The sequence below is a fragment of the Rhizobium sp. B230/85 genome (genome assembly GCF_019355735.1).
Classification (GTDB): Bacteria; Pseudomonadota; Alphaproteobacteria; order Rhizobiales; family Rhizobiaceae; genus Rhizobium; species Rhizobium rhododendri.
The window spans coordinates 266,105-286,508 of the sequence record NZ_CP072157.1 but is presented as its reverse complement, the minus strand read 5'-3'; the positions used below and the strand labels follow the sequence as shown (position 1 = coordinate 286,508).

General features: G+C 56.1%; 12 protein-coding genes and 4 pseudogenes. 9 read left to right on the top strand and 7 right to left on the bottom strand.

The window, feature by feature from the left end; translation table 11 throughout:
• Nucleotides 1-393 precede the first annotated feature (393 nt).
• Both J5289_RS19505 and J5289_RS19500 read right to left on the bottom strand, forming a co-directional pair.
• Complete coding sequence (locus J5289_RS19505; RefSeq protein WP_209185870.1) at nt 394-3,561, bottom strand: PAS domain-containing protein; 3,168 nt, start codon at nt 3,559-3,561, stop codon at nt 394-396.
• A gap of 147 nt (nt 3,562-3,708) precedes the next feature.
• Nucleotides 3,709-4,110 (bottom strand): response regulator, encoded by a 402-nt coding sequence (locus J5289_RS19500; protein ID WP_209185869.1) that lies wholly within the window; start codon nt 4,108-4,110, stop codon nt 3,709-3,711.
• A 266-nt stretch (nt 4,111-4,376) separates the two neighbouring features.
• Here J5289_RS19500 and J5289_RS19495 point away from each other — a divergent pair.
• The 6 genes and pseudogenes from J5289_RS19495 to J5289_RS19470 all read left to right on the top strand — a co-directional run.
• A pseudogene (locus J5289_RS19495) lies at nt 4,377-4,790 on the top strand (helix-turn-helix domain-containing protein); the annotation flags it as partial.
• A 325-nt stretch (nt 4,791-5,115) separates the two neighbouring features.
• Nucleotides 5,116-5,751, top strand: coding sequence for a diguanylate cyclase domain-containing protein (locus J5289_RS19490; RefSeq protein WP_209207556.1), 636 nt, complete (start codon nt 5,116-5,118; stop codon nt 5,749-5,751).
• Between the two features lie 49 nt (nt 5,752-5,800).
• Complete coding sequence (locus tag J5289_RS19485; RefSeq protein WP_111223089.1) at nt 5,801-6,880, top strand: IS630 family transposase; 1,080 nt, start codon at nt 5,801-5,803, stop codon at nt 6,878-6,880.
• A gap of 49 nt (nt 6,881-6,929) precedes the next feature.
• On the top strand, nt 6,930-7,916 hold the full coding sequence (locus J5289_RS19480) for a bifunctional diguanylate cyclase/phosphodiesterase (RefSeq protein WP_209207801.1): 987 nt from the start codon (nt 6,930-6,932) through the stop codon (nt 7,914-7,916).
• Nucleotides 7,917-8,881: 965 nt separating this feature from the next.
• Nucleotides 8,882-10,843 (top strand): methyl-accepting chemotaxis protein, encoded by a 1,962-nt coding sequence (locus J5289_RS19475; protein ID WP_209186935.1) that lies wholly within the window; start codon nt 8,882-8,884, stop codon nt 10,841-10,843.
• A gap of 156 nt (nt 10,844-10,999) precedes the next feature.
• Complete coding sequence (locus J5289_RS19470; RefSeq protein ID WP_209186934.1) at nt 11,000-13,012, top strand: diguanylate cyclase; 2,013 nt, start codon at nt 11,000-11,002, stop codon at nt 13,010-13,012.
• Nucleotides 13,013-13,270: 258 nt separating this feature from the next.
• Here the strand turns inward: J5289_RS19470 and J5289_RS19465 are convergent, their stop codons facing one another.
• From J5289_RS19465 to J5289_RS19455, 3 genes and pseudogenes are all read right to left on the bottom strand, one after another.
• Nucleotides 13,271-13,735, bottom strand: a complete 465-nt coding sequence (locus J5289_RS19465; RefSeq protein ID WP_209186933.1) for an exopolysaccharide biosynthesis protein — start codon at nt 13,733-13,735, stop codon at nt 13,271-13,273.
• 9 nt (nt 13,736-13,744) lie between these two features.
• A pseudogene (locus tag J5289_RS29350) lies at nt 13,745-14,015 on the bottom strand (transposase); the annotation flags it as partial.
• 53 nt (nt 14,016-14,068) lie between these two features.
• Nucleotides 14,069-14,215: a transmembrane anchored protein gene (locus tag J5289_RS19455; RefSeq protein ID WP_209186931.1), complete on the bottom strand. Its 147-nt coding sequence runs from the start codon at nt 14,213-14,215 to the stop codon at nt 14,069-14,071.
• A gap of 438 nt (nt 14,216-14,653) precedes the next feature.
• Between J5289_RS19455 and J5289_RS19450 the strand changes: the two genes are divergently transcribed.
• Nucleotides 14,654-15,853, top strand: coding sequence for an IS256 family transposase (locus tag J5289_RS19450; protein ID WP_209207809.1), 1,200 nt, complete (start codon nt 14,654-14,656; stop codon nt 15,851-15,853).
• 779 nt (nt 15,854-16,632) lie between these two features.
• Here the strand turns inward: J5289_RS19450 and J5289_RS19445 are convergent.
• Nucleotides 16,633-17,280, bottom strand: a pseudogene (locus tag J5289_RS19445) (IS630 family transposase); the annotation flags it as partial.
• 47 nt (nt 17,281-17,327) lie between these two features.
• Nucleotides 17,328-17,672, bottom strand: a pseudogene (locus J5289_RS29910) (chemotaxis protein CheB); the annotation flags it as partial.
• A gap of 415 nt (nt 17,673-18,087) precedes the next feature.
• On the opposite strand from J5289_RS29910, the gene J5289_RS19435 reads away from it, so the two are divergent.
• On the top strand, nt 18,088-18,591 hold the full coding sequence (locus J5289_RS19435) for a MarR family winged helix-turn-helix transcriptional regulator (RefSeq protein ID WP_209186929.1): 504 nt from the start codon (nt 18,088-18,090) through the stop codon (nt 18,589-18,591).
• Nucleotides 18,588-20,324: an FAD-dependent monooxygenase gene (locus J5289_RS19430; RefSeq protein ID WP_209186928.1), complete on the top strand. Its 1,737-nt coding sequence runs from the start codon at nt 18,588-18,590 to the stop codon at nt 20,322-20,324. Before J5289_RS19435 ends, J5289_RS19430 begins: the two co-directional genes overlap by 4 nt.
• Nucleotides 20,325-20,404: the final 80 nt, after the last annotated feature.

Sequence of the window (20,404 nt, the reverse complement as noted above, 5' to 3'; positions counted from 1 at the left end):
GATTTCCGCGTACGGCCATTTCCGGGCTCCGACGCCTTGATACGATCTGCACCCTTGACCACTCACGCTGTGAGACGTTTTCCGAGCAATATCATTGAGTTGGCGCGTAAAGACGATTTATAGAACTGGCCTTCATGCTGGTCCGATCGATAACGGCACTTTAAGGGCTGCTCAAAAACAAACTCTCATAGATCCCACGTAGCGTACCACATGAGGCGAGACGTGCGTTAAAGATGGGGTGAGTTGGTTGCATCAACGCGTAAAGCTCACGGATTTCACCATCAGTTCCCTGATTGCTTCTTCCATTCCTCGTAGCGCGGCTTTCATTCGGCGTTGGCGTGGATCTCAGGGATGTCGGTCAAATTCGTGCCTTGTCCTTCTTCCGGACGTCCATCACGCGTCGGTCTGGTCAGCGGAGACTATCGAAGGTTCTGGCGAATCAGCTTCGCTCCTCGACCTCGAAACCGCGGACCATTTAGCCCCTATAACAGCAATCAACGCCTCAGCATCGTATGGTTTTCCCAGAACACCCGATTCAACTTCATTTTTGACGCTGGAGGTGTCGCCCGTCGCAAACACGATGGCCGCTGAAGGGCGCAGATTTCGAGCGCGGTCGGCCAATTCAAGACCGGAGGCACCCGGCAGATTGACATCGGTGACGAGCACATCGAACGGCACAGTTTCGAGCGCGGCCATCGCTTCTTCAGCACTGCCGGCTTCAACGACGATGTAGCCGGCATCCTGCAAAATCTCCGAGGTGTTCATGCGGATCAACGCGTCATCCTCGACCAGCAGAACCGTCAGCTGTGAAGTCACCAGCGGCGAAGCCTTGTTGACGACCTGGGCGGTCTGTGTTTGCGTGGTTGGTTGCGTCTCTGCTCCCGCTGACACAGCCCTTTGCTTGTCATTTCCCAGCAACGACCGGAATTTTCGCGCAAGCGCCTCACGCGTATAAGGTTTTGACAGCAGGTCGACGCCAGCATCGAGCTTGCCGCCGTGAACGATCGAGTTCTCGGTATAACCCGACGTGAACAGCACGGCGATGTTGGGCAGCCGCGCGCGGGCCTTGCGAGCCAGCTCCGGGCTTTTCAGCGTTCCGGGCATAACGACGTCGGTAAACAGAATGTCGATGGGAATGCCGCTTTCGATCACGTTGAGAGCACTCGATGCATCGACCGATTTCAAGACGCAGTAACCCAAGTCAGAAAGCATCGCGACGACCGTCTCACGGACCGCATCGTCGTCCTCGACCACAAGAACCGTTTCCGTACCGCCTGAGATCGGACCGGTATCGATGGCGACCTCGACGTCTTCGGACTGCAGGGCACGCGGCAGGTAGAGTTTGATCGTCGTCCCCTCGCCAACCTCGGAATAGATTTTGACGTGACCACCCGACTGCTTGACGAAACCGTAGACCATCGACAGCCCAAGCCCGGAACCCTTGCCCTCGGCCTTGGTCGAGAAGAACGGTTCAAAGACCTTTTCAATGATATCGGGCGACATGCCGGAACCGGTGTCGCTCACCGCAAGCATGACATATTGGCCGGGCGTTACTTCCTCGTGGGAAAGCGCATAGGCATCGTCGAGATGGGCGTTGGCCAGCTCGATCGTCAGCTTGCCTCGTCCGTTCATGGCATCGCGAGCGTTGATCGCAAGATTTAGCAAAGCATTCTCGACCTGTGCGGAATCGATGAATGTATTCCAGAGACCGCCGGTGACGACGGTTTCCACCTCTATCGCCTCGCCTATCGCCCGGCGCAGCATGTCGTCCATGCCGCGCACGAACCGGCTGACATTGACGACCTTCGGCTCAAGCGCCTGGCGCCGCCCGAAGGCGAGCAACTGGCTGGCCAGCTTCGAGCCGCGCGAAACGCCAGCCATCGCATTCGCAACCCGCGTTTCGGCACGCTGATTACCGGCAATATCCTTGACAAGCAGTTGCAGATTACCCGAGACGACCTGAAGCAGATTGTTAAAGTCGTGGGCGACGCCGCCGGTCAGTTTGCCGACGGTCTCCATCTTCTGCGACTGGGCGAGCTTTGCTTCGGCCTGACGCCGCTCGTCAATTTCGGCAATGACCCTGGCCTCTAGATTTTCATTGACGTGGCGCAGCTGTGCTTCGGCTCGCTCACGATGACGCACCTGACGCGCAAGTGCTTCGGCCTGCTCGCGCAAGGCGGCTTCTGCTGCACGCTGGTGGGTGATGTCGGTATGCACGCCGACCCACTCGATGATTTCGCCAGCCGTATCCAGAATGGGCAGGCCTCGGATAGCATATTCCCGCCAGGCACCATCGTGACGCATCACCCGGTGCTCATGAACGAACATGCTTTTGGCTGCGACAGCCGCCTGCCAGGCTTCGACCGTGGCGGCAACGTCACCTGGATGCACGGCGCTAGACCAGCCATAGCCTTGATATTCTTCCGGCGTTTGGCCGGTCAATGTCGCCCAGCCATGCTGTTCACCGATCATTCGGCCGTCGGCGCTATTGGTCCACAAAACGCCATGCACCGCATCCATGGCGGTGCGAAACCGGCCATTGCTGGCGGCCAAGGCCGCTTCACGCTGAGCACGCTCCTGAACATCAATGCCGAGAATATGCACGCCCGGGACTGAACCATCTGGCTCGATATGTGGCACATAGCGAACCTCTACTTGGCGCACGCCACCATCGCTGTGCGGTAGCTCAGTTTCAGAAACAATCGCTTCCCCGGCGAGAGCCCGCACAATAGATTCCCTGCGTTCTTCATAAGCAATCTGGCCGATGACATCGCGCACATGGTGACCGATCATGGTCTCTGGTTCAGCGCCGAACCAGTCTCGATAGGCGCCATTGGCAAAGCGATAGACGTGATCCCGATCAACATAGGAGATCAGCATCGGTACGGCATCTGTCACCCTGCGCAATTCTGCTTCGCGGTCGGCAAGCCGAGCTTCAGCCAACACGCGGGCGCTGGTGTCAACGATAGTGCACATCACGCCACCGACATCGCCATCGCCGTCATAGACCGGCGTGTAGAAGAGATCGAGGTAGAGGGTTTCTGGCCCATGAGCCCGGTTGAAAACGATCGGCTGGTCCCGATGGGACACCGTTTCGCCTCGCAAACCGGCTTCAAGGATGGGGCGATTCCAATCCCAGACTTCCGGGAATGCCGCGGAAACAGGGGTTCCCAGTGCCATCGGATGGCGCTCGCCGGCAATTTCGCGATAGGTATCGTTGTAGATCATGACATGGTGCGGACCCCACATCAGAACCTTGGCAACCGGCGAATTTACGATGTTGGCAACCGTCGTCCGCATCGCGGCGCTCCATCCATCGATGGAGCCGGCGAGACTTTTGCTCCAGTCTTTGGAACGTATAAGTTCGCCGCACTCACCACCGTCGATCAGCCACGGTTTTCCAATCGGAGATGGTGCCACAGCGCCTGCGGCGCGCAAGCTGCACAAAGCAGCGCGGACAACCTCGCTAGCATTGGCGTAGTCGCCTGTTGCCAGGCTGTCGTTGATGAAACCCTCCAATTCAGGGGTCAGCGAAACATTGCGAGATTGACGTTGTGCCATGTCGTCATCTGACAGCAACATTTGACTGTGTCAACAAATGTCATGGTGCAGAGAGACGATTAGCTGAACGTTTGCAAGCGCACATGCTTAGGCACGATCGACTGCAGGCAAACAACATTGAGGATGGACCGTTGATCGATGCAGCCGTCAGTCCCGTAAGTATGGGCCATTACGATGATCTCGCTGTACGCGATGGACAAGCGCAGATGAAAATGGCTTGGGGATAAAGCTAGCATTGTCTGGGATATCGCCTGGCGCTGGGCTGGCCACTCCAGATGCCACGACGACGCAGATGTGCGGCCAGCGCTCATTTACTGGCCGAGCCAACTGGAACCCGTCCAGCTCGCCCGGCATTTGCACGTCGGTGAACAGCAGTTTGAAAGAGGAATGATTCTCCAAGATTTGAAAGGCATGATCCGCCGTCCTTGCCTCAACGACTGCATAGCCTTCCTTGGAGAGGAGGTCGGCCGTGTACATCAGGATTATAGGCTCATCATCAACCACGAGCGAGATTGGTTGCTTGAGAATGTCGAAGTGTGCGTTTTTCATGGGTGGCAAAGCTACTCAATCGCCCATTGTTCTAAAAGCTTATAAAATAGTATTTTTTGGAGGCATCAGCACACCACGAAAAGCTGGAAATGCTATTTTTCCGATATGGGGGCTCAAGAGAACCTAAAGCGCAATGACAAAGGCCGACCTTGCGACCGGGCTTCCGAAATATCATTGATCAGTTCATTTAAAGTTTGTTAAACAGAGCCTCGAGTTGCGAAAAATTCAATTTTTGACCTCAAGGCCATTCGTTTACCGCTAGCATGCTGCTTTACCGGTCGCTACAAGGTCCACGGGGACAATTGCTGCGTCAGATCGCTCGCCCTGAAGGTGCATTGGAACGCGTCCGGCGCGCCGTAACGTGGATCAGGGATTACCCCGACACGCAGCTCCGCATCGATGCCCTTTGCGATGCCAGCGGCATGAGCCGTGCAAGCCTGCATCGCCATTTTCTGGCGATAACCGGTTTCAGTCCTCTCCAGTATCAAAAGCATCTCCGGTTGCAGGAAGCGCGCCAACTGTTGCTGGCGGGCGGCCATCGTGCGTCTAATGCCGCGTTCGCGGTCGGATACGAGAGCGCCTCGCAATTCAGCCGTGAATATCTTCGGCAATTTAGGGCGCCACCTGTGCGGCATGTCCAGGAGACACGTCAAGCGATTGAACGACGAAAGGCGGCTTAGCTTGTTGCGCCTTGACAACATCTGAACTGGCACCGAGCTCAAATGAGCTAAGTGTTTGGTGGATCGGACTTCGCGGCGCAAAGCTGATTTACCGAACTTGTAGAACCATCAGATTTAGGCCGCCGGCATTGTCTTGGCGATCGGACTGGTCAATCAATGATGTCTTGGCAAGCAGGTTGGTGTTATCGGCCGCTTAAACAATATTCTCTATAATTGGTGGTCAGGACATCAGATGGATACGCAATCTGATTGCATGACGCAGGTCCTCAGCTCTTGGCATCTGTGCTGCGGCCTATAGGGCGTTCGCGGCTGGCAATTCCTGAGCATGGCATTGAAATCGCAGAATGCCGGCGTTTCAGGCCGCATTCTCGTTCCAGACATTCCAGGCGGTCCGATGAACAAAAAGCTCGTTGTCATTTCTTTGGTTCTGACCGTCCTATCCGTCTTTTGTCTCTCAGTACTATGGGAATATGGCTTCGAGAAGATAATATCAGAGGCTATCGGCGTTTCGTATCATGAGCAATTCGAAGATGAAGAGAGATGGCGTTTTATTTGGACGACCACCCTTTTCGCAGCTCTTGCGGTCTTGGCGCCCACGGGGTTGTTGCTATGGCTAGAAAGTCGACTTTCTTTGTCGTACGAACAACTGAACCAAGCACGGTGGCACGCAGAGGATCTGGCAAGAACGGACAGCCTCACCGGCCTGCCAAATCGCCGCGCTTTTTCTGAGGAACTCGCGAAGCTTTCTCACCGTAAGGCGTTTGAATTTTCCGTTTTGATTGTAGATCTTGACGACTTCAAACCTATCAATGATCTTTATGGGCACGCGACCGGCGACGCTGTTTTGATTGCCTTGTCCGAAAAGCTACGAGCGCTGCTTCTTCCAGGTATTTCCATTTCTAGAATTGGGGGCGATGAATTCGGCGTCATTTTAGATCCTAGTGGTTACCGCCTGACATAAGAGTCCCGTATGGGATTCCATTTGCTGGGTTGGCATGCGAGTCTGGCGCATGCGCACAGGAATATCGTTCACCGTTTCGCCAACAGATCACCAACGCCTAATGGCCTTGACCAGGGATCGCAATGCGCCCCAAAAGCACGTCTGGCGGGCCGAGATCATCCTGCTGAGTGCCGATGGCGTCGGGACTGTCGAGATTATGCGCCAGACCGGCAAATCGAAGACCTGCGTATGGCGCTGGCAAGAGCGCTTCGCCACAGAAGGCGTCGAGGGTCTCCTGCGCGACAAGACGCGGCCGTCGCGTATTGTGCGGCTCGGACCCGATGTCGCCGAGCGTGTGGTGGCCCTGACGCTGGCTGATCCGCCGGGCGAGACGACGCACTGGACGGCCGACATGATGGCGACGGCCGCCGGCATCAGCGCCAGCGCAGTCAGGCGTATCTGGAAAGCGCATGGCCTCGCACCTCATCGGTGGCGGCAGTTCAAATTGTCCAACGACCCGAAATTCGTCGACAAGCTGCGAGACGTTGTCGGCCTCTATGTTGATCCGCCAGCCCACGCCGTCGTGTTGTCGGTCGATGAGAAAAGCCAAATCCAGGCGCTCGACCGCACCCAGCCGGGCCTGCCGATGAAGAAGGGTCGGCTCGGCACCATGACCCACGACTACAAGCGGCACGGCACAACCACGCTGTTTGCCGCCCTCAACGTGCTCGACGGCACCGTCATCGGTCGCAACATGCAGCGTCATCGTCATCAGGAGTTCATCCGCTTCCTCAACGCCATTAACGCCCAGGTGCCGGACGACAAGGCCGTCCACGTCATCCTCGACAACTATGCTGCCCACAAGCATCCCAAGGTGAGAGCCTGGCTCGACCGTCACGAGCGTTTCACCTTCCACTTCACTCCGACTTCAAGCTCATGGCTCAACGCGGTGGAGGGTTTCTTCGCCAGGCTGTCGAAGCGGCGTCTGAAACGCGGCGTTTTCCATTCCGTCGTCGATCTCCAGGCCGCCATCAACCGTTTCCTCGTTGAGCACAACAAAAAGCCAAAGCCCTTCACTTGGACCGCCGATCCCGACAAAATCATCGCCGCCGTTAAACGCGGGCACCAAGCGTTAGATTCCATCCACTAGTCAATCGTTATCCAATTCCGACGAGCTTGCGACCACCTTTCTAGAAACAATGAAACAGCCGCTTCTAACTAATAACCGACAGTTCAATTTGACTGCAACTATTGGCATTTCATCATCACCAGCGGACGGCAAAGATGCTGAAGCAATTCTTCACGCAGCTGATACAGCAATGTATTTTGGAAAACGTACCGGGAGCGGTAGAGCTCATCGATTTAATCAAAGCATGGACGACGACATCCGGGGCAGCGCCGCACTAGTTCAGGATTTGCGCGAGGCCATCGCTGACGGTGACATACGACCGCATTACCAGCCGCTGATGTCACTGCACACCGGCTTGGTGACCGGCTTTGAGGTGCTTGCTCGCTGGTATCGTAAAGATGGTACTATAACGCCACCCGAAAGTTTCATCAGTGTGGTAGAAAAGACAGGCTTGATGGAGGCAATGACGTTCTCGATTTTGCGGCAGACTTGCGTCGATGCTAAAAGGTGGCCATTACATCTAAAAATGGCGGTGAACATATCGCCTTTACAGTTTGCTGATCCTGAGCTTCCTGAAAAGCTGACAACTCTCCTCGACACAGCTAATTTTGCAGCGGAACGAATTGAGATCGAAATTACTGAAAGTGCGCTGATTTCTGACATGGATGCCGCCCTCGCGAACGTTTCCTCACTCAAGAAGCTGGGCATGAAGATTGCTCTTGACGATTTTGGAACTGGTTACTCCAGCCTTGGGCATTTGCGCGAAATCCAGTTTGATAAAATCAAGATTGATCGTTCGTTTGCCACGACGATGCTAAGCTCTCCCAAAAACGCTTCGATCGTCGCAAGCATAATAGAGTTGTGTCACAGTTTAGGGCTAGAGACCGTTGTCGAGGGCGTGGAAACAATTGACCTCATGGATAGGTTGACCTTAATTGGCTGCGAATACGGTCAAGGGTATTTCTTCAGCCGGCCTCTACCAGCGGACGGCGTACAGGCTTACCTCGAAATTTCGCAAGTCCACTTGAAGCGAAATGAGGTGCACGCGGTCTTCTGATCATCTTGCCTTACGCCACTAATCGTTAGTTCTCTCTTGGAGATATTCATGAGTTGTGGATCCGTGCTGATTGACGCATCGCACGGCTTAGCCTGGCTTGACACAACGATCCAGCTGACTAGCCAAAGAATGAAACAACCTGAAGTAGAGACGTTAGGCGGTTCGTCTTGCGTGAAATCCGCGATTGGGGCGCCGGGGCAGCCCGTCAAGGGTAGTTCGATAGGCGGCTATCAGAAGTAACGACAGATGCGCGGCGACGAGGTCAGTAAACTTCCGCGGGCCATTCCGCTGCGCAGTGGCGCCTGGCGTCGCTACCCGAGAGTTTGCCAACAGCCCAGATTTACGCGCTTTTGGCGTCGTTCCATGCGGATCTGCTATTTGGTCGATGAGTCTATGCCATTGCCAGACGCGTCACCGATCTTGGCCCTCGCTGTGCGGATGTGGTCAAACTGCGCATTGAGGACATCGATTGGCGGAACAGAACAGTCATGATCGCTTGCCCAAAGACGCATTTCATAGACTGCCTGCGTTGCCCGGGGCAATAGCCGAATACCTCAGGTACGAGCGGCCTCAGAAGGTAAGCCAGGCGATGTTCATTCGTCTTGTCGCGCCATATGATTGGCCGGTGCAGACAGGCATAGCCAAGCGTGCAGTCATCTCCGCGTTTCGCCGGTGCGGTTGCGATCGGTGCGAACTGAGTGTTCTGCGCCGCAGCGTTGCAAGCCGACTTGACGTACGCAACCCCCGATAACTGCATATTGTGAGACGGGTCACCCAGTCCGTGTGCGAACATTTAGTCTAGTACCAGACCTTCCAATGTTGGCCTCGATCTCGAAAGACGGCGTCAGGCTGGAATGTATTGGATTATCCTATTGGCAATTCAAATAAACCTATTCTTCATTCAAGTCATGTAACGTTTACCAAGATTATTACATTCCTCACTGCGCAGATGATGGGCCTTCACCATGCAGAACATCCCGATTATAGGTAAATTCCTGTCCATCATGGCCTTGTTTGGGCTATTTGCGATTGGCGTCGCCGCTTATGCCGCTTTCCAGATTAAAGCAACCGATACTGCTTACAGTGATCTTCTAGATCACGAGACAATTGCTGCGATGTATTCCGCTCGCGCAAATCGAGCCCTGCAGGGCTCACGCGCCGCCATCGGCGACCTATTGATAGCGCGATCGGATGAGACCAATAATACGGCAACAAAAGAATTCCAGACGCAACATGACAATTTCATCAAGTATATGGATCTGGCCATTGCGGCCCTTCCCTCCTACGCGGACGCCCCTTCGCTAAAGGCGGATAGCCTGGCGTTGATCGATAACGCTTGCAGCAACACGATTACTCTCGCCAAGAAATCAACGACGGCAGAAGACATCACGGCGAGCCAAGGGGTATTTCTGAACGAATGCCAGCCAGGTTTCGCAACTTTGGCGCCACGATTTACGAAAATGGTCGACTCCATCTCTGCTATCAGCAGCCAAAGCAGTGACGGCCTCACCGTATCCTCCAATAACACAGCAGTTCTTACCATCGTCGGGGTTGTCGGCGGACTTCTGGTTGTCCTTGCAATTGGCTTCTTTGCAATCCGTTCGTGGCTGGTGACGCCGATCCGGGGCCTGGCTGAAACTATGGGCACGCTCGCCGGCGGCGACCTGTCTGCAAACGTTGCCGGTACCGAGCGCCGTGACGAAGTTGGAACGATGGCAAAGGCCGTTCAGGTCTTCAAGGACAACGGCCTGCGCAGCCTCCAGATGGAGCAGGAAGCAGCCACCGTCCGCAATACAAGCGAAGCCGAACGTGCGCGCACTGCAGAGGCAGACCAGAAGCGGACGAGCGAGATGGCTCAGGCTACGTCCGGTCTTGGCGAAGGCTTGCAGCATCTCTCCAGCGGCGACCTCACCTTCCAGCTCAACGAACCGTTTGCGGCTGCCTTCGAAGGCCTGCGGTCGGACTTCAACAACACCGTCGAACGCCTTCGCGAGACACTTTCGTCTGTGAGCCAGGCAACCGGCTCAATCGACAGCGGCTCCCGCGAACTGAGCCAGAGCGCCAACGACCTTTCCAAGCGGACCGAGCAGCAGGCTGCGGCCCTTGAAGAAACTGCCGCGGCGCTCGACCAGATCACCACCAACGTCGCCAATTCCTCCAAGCGTGCCGAAGAAGCTCGCTCGGTGGCAATCGAGGCCAATCAGTCAGCCCGTCAATCCGGCGAGGTCGTCTCCAATGCTGTCGATGCCATGCAGCGGATCGAGCAATCCTCCACCCAGATCTCGAACATCATCGGCGTCATCGACGAAATTGCCTTCCAGACAAACCTCCTGGCCCTGAATGCAGGCGTCGAGGCGGCACGTGCCGGCGAGGCCGGCAAGGGTTTTGCCGTTGTCGCGCAGGAAGTGCGTGAACTGGCTCAACGCTCGGCGCAGGCAGCAAAGGAAATCAAGGGCCTGATCCGCAATTCGGCGACCGAAGTGGAAAGCGGCGTCAAACTGGTGACCGCAACAGGCGAGGCCCTCAAGATCATCGAAGGCCAGGTCATTTCGATCAACACCCAACTCGACGCGATCGCGACCTCCTCGCGGGAACAGTCGATCGGACTTGCCGAAGTCAATACGGCCGTCAACCAGATGGACCAGGTTACCCAGCAAAACGCGGCGATGGTCGAGGAAGCCACGGCGGCCAGCGTCTCGCTAGCAGACGAGTCCGACAAGCTTCGCCAGCTGATCAGTCAGTTCCAGCTCGGACGTAGCGCTCCATCCACGACAAGCACCAAAAGCAGAATCACCAGCCATGCTCCAACCCCGATCCACGCAGGGCAGAAGCCTGTCGCCTCCCCGGCAAGGCGCATGGTAGGCCAGGTCGCAAAAGCATTTGGCCTCAACACCGCCGCCAAAGCCGAAAGCTGGGAGGAGTTCTGAAGTAGGAAATCGGCGAACGGCCCCCCGGGCACGCTGTGTAGATTGTCAGAATCGAGAGCAATAGTTTGCTTATAGGAGAGCTTGGAAGAGACCGAGCTGCTGGCAGTCGACAATCCTCTCTGGTAGAAAACAAGAAAACCAGAATAGAAAATGGTAATGAATTCAATTGAGCGACTTGGTGTAAGTTCGAGGATGATGTTGCTGATTGCAGTAGCAATCTTTCCGTTTGCAGCATTGATTGGAATTGGGGTTTTTTATTCCTATGGCGAGGCCGACAAGGATGCGCGTGAGACTGTCTCTTACGATGCGCAGATAGGCGCGGCGCGGTTTTCCCGTAGTTTTGCTGATGCTGCTACAGTACTTGCTACATTGGCAGCCGTCCCACAGCTCAAGACCTCGGATCGGGCGGCATGCGACGCCGTTCTGAGCGAGGTAGTGAAGACATCCGAGGTATTCACTACCGTGGGGGTTGTAGGCGCCGACGGCAATATCCTTTGTCACAGCCGCATTCACGATGCTGCAAAATTTGGCGACCAAAAGCTCTCAACCAAAGCGGCAGCCTCTCCGCCGGGTAATCTGATCGTCGGTGATTTCATGATTGGCCCAGTCAGTAAGCGTCCTGTAGTTGCTGTTGCAATGAGATTGCATAATACGCAAAATGATATTCCTCGTGTGGTGTTCGGTTCGCTTGATCTTGCCGGATTTCAAACGCTGGCCGAACTGGTATCCGGTCCAAAGCATCACTCCGTAGCGCTGATAGACATTAGCGAAAATCGCGTCCTGGCGCGTTACCCGGACGTGTTTGCTTTCGGCGAACAGTTTACCGGCCATCCCCTCATTAAAGCTATTTCGGAGACACCGACAGGCGGGACTCTTGACAGCGTTGGCTTCGACAATGTTAGGAAGTTCTTCGGCTACGCGCCGATAACGGCCGCGCAAGGTAAAACGTTTACTTTGGCGATAGGCCTTCCCGAGAAAGAAGCGTTCATGAGCGCAACTGAGCGAGCGAAATGGGCAATCGGCCTTTCTGTGACCGCATTTGTAAGCGCGCTGATATTCGCAGCTTTGCTAGCCTATCAGCTTCAGGTGCGACCCATAGCACAGCTCACCCAATTCGCGGAAGGGATCGGGCAAAGTAGCAATGATCAGCACGAGTTTGTGGCGGCTTGGCAAGCACCTGAGTTCAAGAGGTTGGCCGTTACCTTGCAGGAAAGTGCTCGGCATGTTGAGTTGCGCAATGAGGCACAGTCCAGGATAATTGACGGCGAAAAGAGATTCAGGCTCGTTGCGGACAACACTGCGGACATGATCAGCGCTGTAGATAACACGGGCAAAACTACGTTTGTGTCGGGAGCCAGCAGAGAAATACTCGGCTACGAGCCTGAGGAGCTAGTCGGCACACAGGCCGGAGCGTTGGCCGTGAGCACGGACGTGGAACAGCTCAACACCATGTATCGTGTGTTGGCCGAAACTGGCGGAACCGTGAAAGCTAGATACCGAGTCAGACGAATGGATGGCAGCATTATCTGGGTGGAGGTCGGTGGCAAAAGGATGGCCGATGAAAGCGGCTTTGTGTTTACGATGCGGGACATCTCAGAGCGCAAGGCCATGGAGGACGACCTGGAGAGCGCCAATTGGGAACTTGCCCGCTTAGCCACGACCGATGCGCTGACTGGCCTCGCAAACCGCCGACGTTTCGATGAGGTCCTGGTGGAAGAGGTCGGTAGAGCCAACCGCGAGCGACTGCCGTTGTCTATATTGATGATCGATGTCGATCGCTTCAAAGCCTTCAACGACCAATTTGGTCATCCTGCCGGGGACCACTGTCTCCAACTGGTTGCCGAGGCCATCAGTGTAAGTGTCAGACGACCCGGCGATCTCGCAGCGCGATATGGAGGCGAGGAGTTCTCCGTAGTTCTTCCAAATACATCGGCCGAGGGTGCCGCTACCGTTGCCGAGAGCATACGCAAAGCAATCGAAAGTCTTGGCTTGCCGCACCCGCGTTCAGAATTCTTGACGGTGACTGCAAGCATCGGTGCAGCGAGCGTAGGCCACCAGTTCCCCAAGGAAGCGTCAGTAATCTTGGGAAAGGCGGACACCGCGTTGTACTCCGCCAAATCGTCCGGCCGAAATCGGTTCATCGCCATTCCAGAATCAGAGGTAGGCTAGTGACCTTCTTGCCCTGCACCAATGGTGCTAATTGCACTGTTGACCTCGGCGACAATCTTGTGTTTTCAACTATTTGTTGATTTCCACTGAGAAGTGACCAATGTTTAAATCCTCCCATGCTTAACTTGAGGGACTATGCAGTAATCGACACGGCATAATTATGCGTCGATCCGACGCTGGCTCGGTGAACTCACCAACAAAGATCACATCGCAATAGGTAACGTTTCGTTTCACAATCATTGTGCCTTTCGCCAATATCTAATTTGCTACGCCGCCCAGGACCGATACTGCGCCGTAGAGCAGGACACCTGTAACTGCAGCTGCTATGATACTGAGGACGATACCGACCAGAGTGATCAGCCCATCCTTTTCCATAAGACCTATCGCGAGAACCACCAGCGATATGACTGGCAGGAAGTTACCGAGCGGAATTGGTAGAGCGATTGCGACTGCCATGACCAAAACTGGTGAGCCAATCAACGTCTGTGCAAACGGACCTGTTAAGGGTTTCAGACGATCCGTTTGCACCAGACGCTCTATCCGGAATACGTGGGGTGCCGCGTATCTGACAACGAGTTCTAGAACTTTTGAGGAGAGCCTGCGATCATTCAAAAAGCCAGGAAGCCATACAGACCTGCGGCCAATAGCGATTTGTGCTGCGACGACTGCTAATGCAGTTCCGAAGACAAGACCTATCGGACCGGGAATGGGGGTTATACGCATCCTCACTGACTAGAACCCATTTGCCCATTCTCTGCGCCCAATTGACATTATGCGCCACGGCTGGGTTTCGAGCTTTCGCCAAGCATCGAAGCAGTGAGCGACAATGTCGTCGTATGATTTGGTTCGACAGCCAGTTCTCGCGCATGAAGAGCCAGAGGTTCCCAACCGGGTTAAGCTCGGGCGACTTCGCCGGCAATGGCAAAATCGAGATGTTGGCAGGCACGACAAGGTTGTTGGACATGTGCCATCCCGCCTGGTCCATGATGAGGACGGCATGCGCGTCATCGTTTCAAAACTGGGGCGGCGTTTTTAGCGCCGCCCCGTCGAGATTAATCAGTTGCCGCCGGCCTTGTCATCGGCCGAACGATTTCCGCAGGTGGATCCGTCGCTGGCCTTGTCATTGTGATGCTGGCAGTTCCCAGCAAATGCGCTCGTCGACGACGCAACCGTTAAAAGCAGCGCCAATACAATCTTTTTCATGTCCCCCCCATCGCTATCGACATCGATAGCGTGAGTCTAATCAATCAAATCTCTCCATGGTTGTCTAACGATGAAACTTATCGCGGTGTTCTTGTATACGGGCAAATATTCCCTATGCGTGCCATATCTCTTCTAAGCTGGTCACTGGTCGAGGAGGCGCGCGATCCAAAGACCTGCTATCGTTAGGCTACTCACCCAAATGGCTGCGACGAACGCCATAAAAAGTATGCTGCGGATCGTTCTCATTGCTTCAGATATGCCCAGGAACCAACAATGATCGATCGTGTCCCGCCGGGTGGTGTAGGTTGTGGAGGGTAGCAAAGGCGAGTGCCCGCGCGCTTCCATAGCGCTGTAGCGGGTGATCGGCTTTGCGGGCGGCCACCAGTGTTTTCCGTTAGGGTCGGGTTGTTGAAGACCAACCTGACGGAAAGATCACCGATGACCAAAGACATGATGGACGTGCGCTCGCTTGTTGAGAAGAGCGCGGATGCAGATTTATTGCGTGAGATGATCGGTTTTGCCGCCGAGCGGCTCATGGAGCTGGAGGTCGGCTCAGCCACAGGTGCCGATTTCGGCGACAAGAACCCGTTGCGGCTTGCTCAGCGCAACGGCTACCGTGACCGTGATTGGGAAACCCGAGCTGGGACCGTGGAGCTTCGCATTCCGAAGCTGCGCAAGGGCAGCTACTTTCCGAGCTTCCTCGAACCCCGCCGCATGGCAGAGAAGGCTCTGACGGCGGTCATCCAGGAAGCTTATATCCAGGGCATCTCGACCCGTTCAGTTGACGACCTGGTCAAGGCCATGGGGATGAGTGGCATATCCAAAAGCCAGGTGAGCCGTCTCTGCGAAGAAATCGACGTTAAGGTGAAAGCGTTCCTCGACAGACCGATCGAAGGCGACTGGCCATATCTATGGGTCGATGCGACCTACCTCAAAGTCCGACGCGGCGGACGGGTTGTCTCTGTCGCTGTCATCATCGCCGTCGGCGTCAACAGTGATGGCCGGCGCGAGGTCCTGGGTATGGAGGTTGGCACGTCAGAAGCCGAACCGATCTGGACGGAATTTCTGCGCAAGTTGAAACGCCGAGGATTGCGCGGCGTCAAGCTTGTCATCTCCGATGCCCATGAAGGTCTCAAAGCGGCCGTGACCAAGGTTCTCAATGCCACCTGGCAGAGGTGCCGGGTTCACTTTATGCGGAACGTCTTGGCGCATGCCGGAAAGAGCGGTCGGCGGGTCGTCTCCGCCTTCATCGCAACGGCCTTTGCCCAGGAAACACCGGAGGCGGCCAGCGCTCAATGGCGTAGTGTCGCCGACCAGATCAGGCCGAAAGTGCCAAAACTTGCCACCATCATGGACGATGCCGAAGACGATGTTCTGGCCTACATGACCTTCCCGAGAGAGCACCGGGCAAAGCTACACTCGACCAATCCGATCGAGCGTCTCAACGGCGAAATCAAGCGCCGCACTGATGTGGTCGGTATCTTTCCCAACGACGAGGCAATCGTCCGTCTTGTCGGGGCGCTGCTGCTCGAACAGAACGATGAATGGGCCGTGCAGCGCGCCCGGTACATGACCCTTGAGACCATGGCCCAAATGAGCGATGATCCCCAAATCAGTTTGCCAGCAGTGGCTCGCTGATATCCCCTCCGACCTCAGTCGGAAAGCACGGCAATCAGCCGCGACCTACACCACGTCCAGGGGCACGATCCAATGATCAGGACTTCAGAGGCATCTACGTCGCTGTCGGAACTGTTGCAACAGGACTGACGACATCAGCGCTTCTGTGGGCCGGTGCCCACGAGTAAGCCCAATGGACTCCAACTGCCACAGCGGCCCAAAACGCGAAAACAAACGTCACGGCGGCAATGACTAAAAGCTTGGTGTTTTTAGTCATTGATCTTTTGCGGCTAACCGCATTGCCCGCAGTCGATTTGTCTTCTCCACCCTTGCCTGTCGGCGCTTTTCGGTGTCATCCAATGCAAACCGAGTGGCCTCTTCTGCAAGAAGTCGTTTCTCTTCCTTCGTCTTTACTTCGCGTTTTTTTCCATCGGTCATTGTCGGGTCAATACACTGACGTCGTCGAGACGAGCCTGTACCACGGTCGAAAAATTGTGTGTTCCGGTCGACAGGATACAATCAACGGCACTCGCAACCGCGCGACGGCCATCGTCACTTTCGATTTCAACACCTCTCTTCGTGCACCATATTCTGACGGCGCCTAAGACAAGCTCGATTTGATGGTCATCTAGGGACATAAGTAGTTGGAACATGCCATGCCTCGACCCCGGTAGACGGCGAGAGCAAAACGAAAACCCCCAAGCGATCCCGCCAAGAATATCTCTAGGATCGATAATAAACAGGGGTAGTTTAGTCTAGCAAGGAGTTAAGTGTTAAGTAGAGAAATACATATTTGCAACCTAGTGGATGGAATCTAACGCTTGGTGCCCGCGTTTAACGGCGGCGATGATTTTGTCGGGATCGGCGGTCCAAGTGAAGGGCTTTGGCTTTTTGTTGTGCTCAACGAGGAAACGGTTGATGGCGGCCTGGAGATCGACGACGGAATGGAAAACGCCGCGTTTCAGACGCCGCTTCGACAGCCTGGCGAAGAAACCCTCCACCGCGTTGAGCCATGAGCTTGAAGTCGGAGTGAAGTGGAAGGTGAAACGCTCGTGACGGTCGAGCCAGGCTCTCACCTTGGGATGCTTGTGGGCAGCATAGTTGTCGAGGATGACGTGGACGGCCTTGTCGTCCGGCACCTGGGCGTTAATGGCGTTGAGGAAGCGGATGAACTCCTGATGACGATGACGCTGCATGTTGCGGCCGATGACGGTGCCGTCGAGCACGTTGAGGGCGGCAAACAGCGTGGTTGTGCCGTGCCGCTTGTAGTCGTGGGTCATGGTGCCGAGCCGACCCTTCTTCATCGGCAGGCCCGGCTGGGTGCGGTCGAGCGCCTGGATTTGGCTTTTCTCATCGACCGACAACACGACGGCGTGGGCTGGCGGATCAACATAGAGGCCGACAACGTCTCGCAGCTTGTCGACGAATTTCGGGTCGTTGGACACTTCGCGGTCTCCGGGAGCTGGGCGATGCTCATGCCACCTTCAGCCCGAATGTCTTTCAGGCCGTCCGTGCCGTTGCTTCCCGTTCCCGACAGGACGATCGCTATCGACCTCTCCTGTTGCTCGCGGGCGAGCGATCTGAACAGAACATCAACAGGGTGGCGCAGGCCGCGGGGTTTGCCAGGTTTCGATACGCGAAGAATGCCGTCACGAACTTCGACATCTGTGTCTGTAGCAATGACGAAGACCTGGTTTCCAACGATGGGCATGCCGTCGGCGATCTGGACGACGCTCATAGCTGTATGGACGCTGAGAACATGCGCCATCTCGCTCTCACGGTCAGGGTCAGGGTCGAGGTGGAGCACGACAACAAATGCACAATCACTTTCGGTAGGCATCGCTTCAAAGAAGATGCTGAGCGCTTCTATGCCCCCCGCAAACGCCCCAACGCAGATGATCTGTAACGCCGCTTCGCGGTCGAATTTACCCTTGGCACCGACCGAGCTGCTGTCCGATGGACATGCTTTTGACGATCCGTCTAACATGTCGGCCCCACTGACGGAGATGAAAATTCCCTCCCCGCTGAATCTGCATTCTACTGTAGGAATCCGCGGCAGCCTCAACAGTACCATGTCAACGGTCTTCTATGCGGAGTTCGACTTAAAGTGGGGTGCCAGACGAAGTGTTGCGAAACTCGCGTGGTCCTAACAGCGTTTGGTCGAAGCTTCGAGTCATCTGGCTGCATCAGTGCTTAAAGTCATTTTCCCGAACCTGAGTATTGACAACATGCTGTCATGATCCAGTTACGACGGCATGAAGAGAGATCCCAGCTTCCCCCTCGTTCGCAACCTTGTCATTACCGTGTTCGAGACGAACGGATACCTGACAGACCTCGGCAACAAGTTGGTTCGGCCCGCCGGACTAACCGCCGCATGGTGGCAGGTGCTGGGCGCACTCGGCTATTCCCTGGTGCCGCTCACGGTCGCCCAGATCGCCCGCAACATGGGCCTAACCCGACAGGGCGTGCAGCGGGTCGTGGATCTATTGGCAGCGCATGAGTACATCGCTCTCGAACCAAACCCCCATCACCAGCGCGCCAAGCTTGTCACATTGACCACCCATGGCCGGGCCGCATTGGACGCAGCCGAGGACGCTGCTGCGCCTGTCGACCAGCGCTTCATCGAGCGGATCGGATCCGAGCGGCTGGCGAGCGCGCTCGCTGTTCTCAGCGAGATGAAGGATCTCATCGCCGAGGAACTTGCACGATCTGCCTCTTCCGCAAACACCGCCCAAATTGTCCCGAAGGATCAACAATGACCGGACCTACCCAGAACGCCTTCGACACCGATGTCCTTATTGCTGGCGGCGGCCCTGTCGGCCTTGTACTCGCCTGCGCGCTTGCACATCACGGAGTCAACTTCCGCATCATCGAGCAGCGCCAGACGCCGAAACCCTATTCTCGGGCCAACAACCTCTGGGCGCGGCCGCAGGAGCTACTGGCCAGCATCGGTATTCGCGATGCGATTGCGGAGAAGGCCTACGCCATCACCAGCGTCAGCACCTTGATCAACGGGCGGCCTGTCGACCCAGTTGAGATTGCCGATGTCGACAGCCCTTACGGCAAGGTGCTCTACAGCGGTCAGGATGTCATCGAGACGACGCTGACGGAGCAGATCGAAGCGCGGGGACGAAGTGTGGAGCGTGGCCGGAAGCTTCTCACCTTCGTCCAGGATGCAGAAGGCGTCACGGTCACCATCGGCGTCTCGCCTGACGAGAACGAAAGCTTGGGCGATACCCCTGAGGACCCACAAAGCCACGGTCCCGTCGAAACCCTGCGATGCCGTTATCTGATCGGCGCGGATGGCGGGGACAGCATGGTCAGAAGCATCCTTGGTCTCGATTTCGAGTCGGAGCAGTTGCCGGACTGCATGAACCGGCAGGTTGATGCAAAACTCTCCTGGCGTCGGTCAACGGATTTCAACCAGCTTTGGTTCTTCTACTACCCGAAAGGTTTCTGCGGCGTGCTGCCGGTCTGGGGTGGCTATCATCGTCTGTTCTTCCTGGCCGACGACACCGGCATTCCCGATCGCGATCCAACGCTTGAGGAAATGCAGGCGATTGCGCGCGAGGTGACAGAGGACGAGACATTGACGCTCAGCGATCCGATCTGGTTGACGCACAGCCGTTTTCAGCACGGTGTGGCCGCACACTACGCGAAGGGCAGGGTCTTCCTTGCGGGTGATGCGGGTCATCGGACGCTGCCGATCGGCGGACAAGGCATGAACGCTGGTTTGCACGATGCTGTTGGTCTCGCTTGGAGGCTCGCCACAGTGCTCCACGCAAAAACCTCACCGACGCTGCTCGGGTCCTATGACGCGGAGCGCGGAGGCGAACATCGCGGGCTAGATGAGCGCCAGACGAAAGGCTTCCACAACAGTGTCTACCGTGGCCGGTTGAAGGATGCAGCAATCGACGTTGCAGCCAGGCTCCTGCCGAGCATTGGGACCCTGCTCCAGGGCAGCGACGACCTGCAGCAGCTCTCGGTTTCCTATCCCGAAAGCCCGTTAAGCGAAGATCATCTCCGCGGCCTTGGCGACATCCTGCACCGCCACGGACCGCAAGCTGGAGACCGCGCACCCGACAGCGAACTGATCACGGCGCAGGGGTCATCGACCACGCTGTTCGCGCAGATCTACAATCCCGACGGCATCAGCTGGGGCTGGACGCTTTTGGCCTTCGACGGGAGAAAGGCCGAGATGCTCGGCGCTCTGGAAACTGCCATCGCCGCGGTGGAGAAGTGGACCTGGGTCCGGCCAAGATTGGTGCTCGGGGCCGCCACGCCTGCTTCGGAAAGGATCGTCAGCCTCTCCGATCTCGATGACGTGACGCATGCCGTTTATGGTGTTTCAGGTAAACCGGCGCTGATCCTCATCCGGCCGGACGGTCACATTGCCTTCCGTGGACCGGCCGATGCGCCGAGGCTTTTGAGCGATTACTGCAATCGAATATTCGATGGCGAGAGGACCTCAGAAGCTAGTTTGCTAGGCTGACTGAGGCACCGTAAGTGAGAAATAAATGTCTGCGCGACAAGCAACCGCTTGTGCCAGATTGGCCAGGCGTCAGGCTTGGA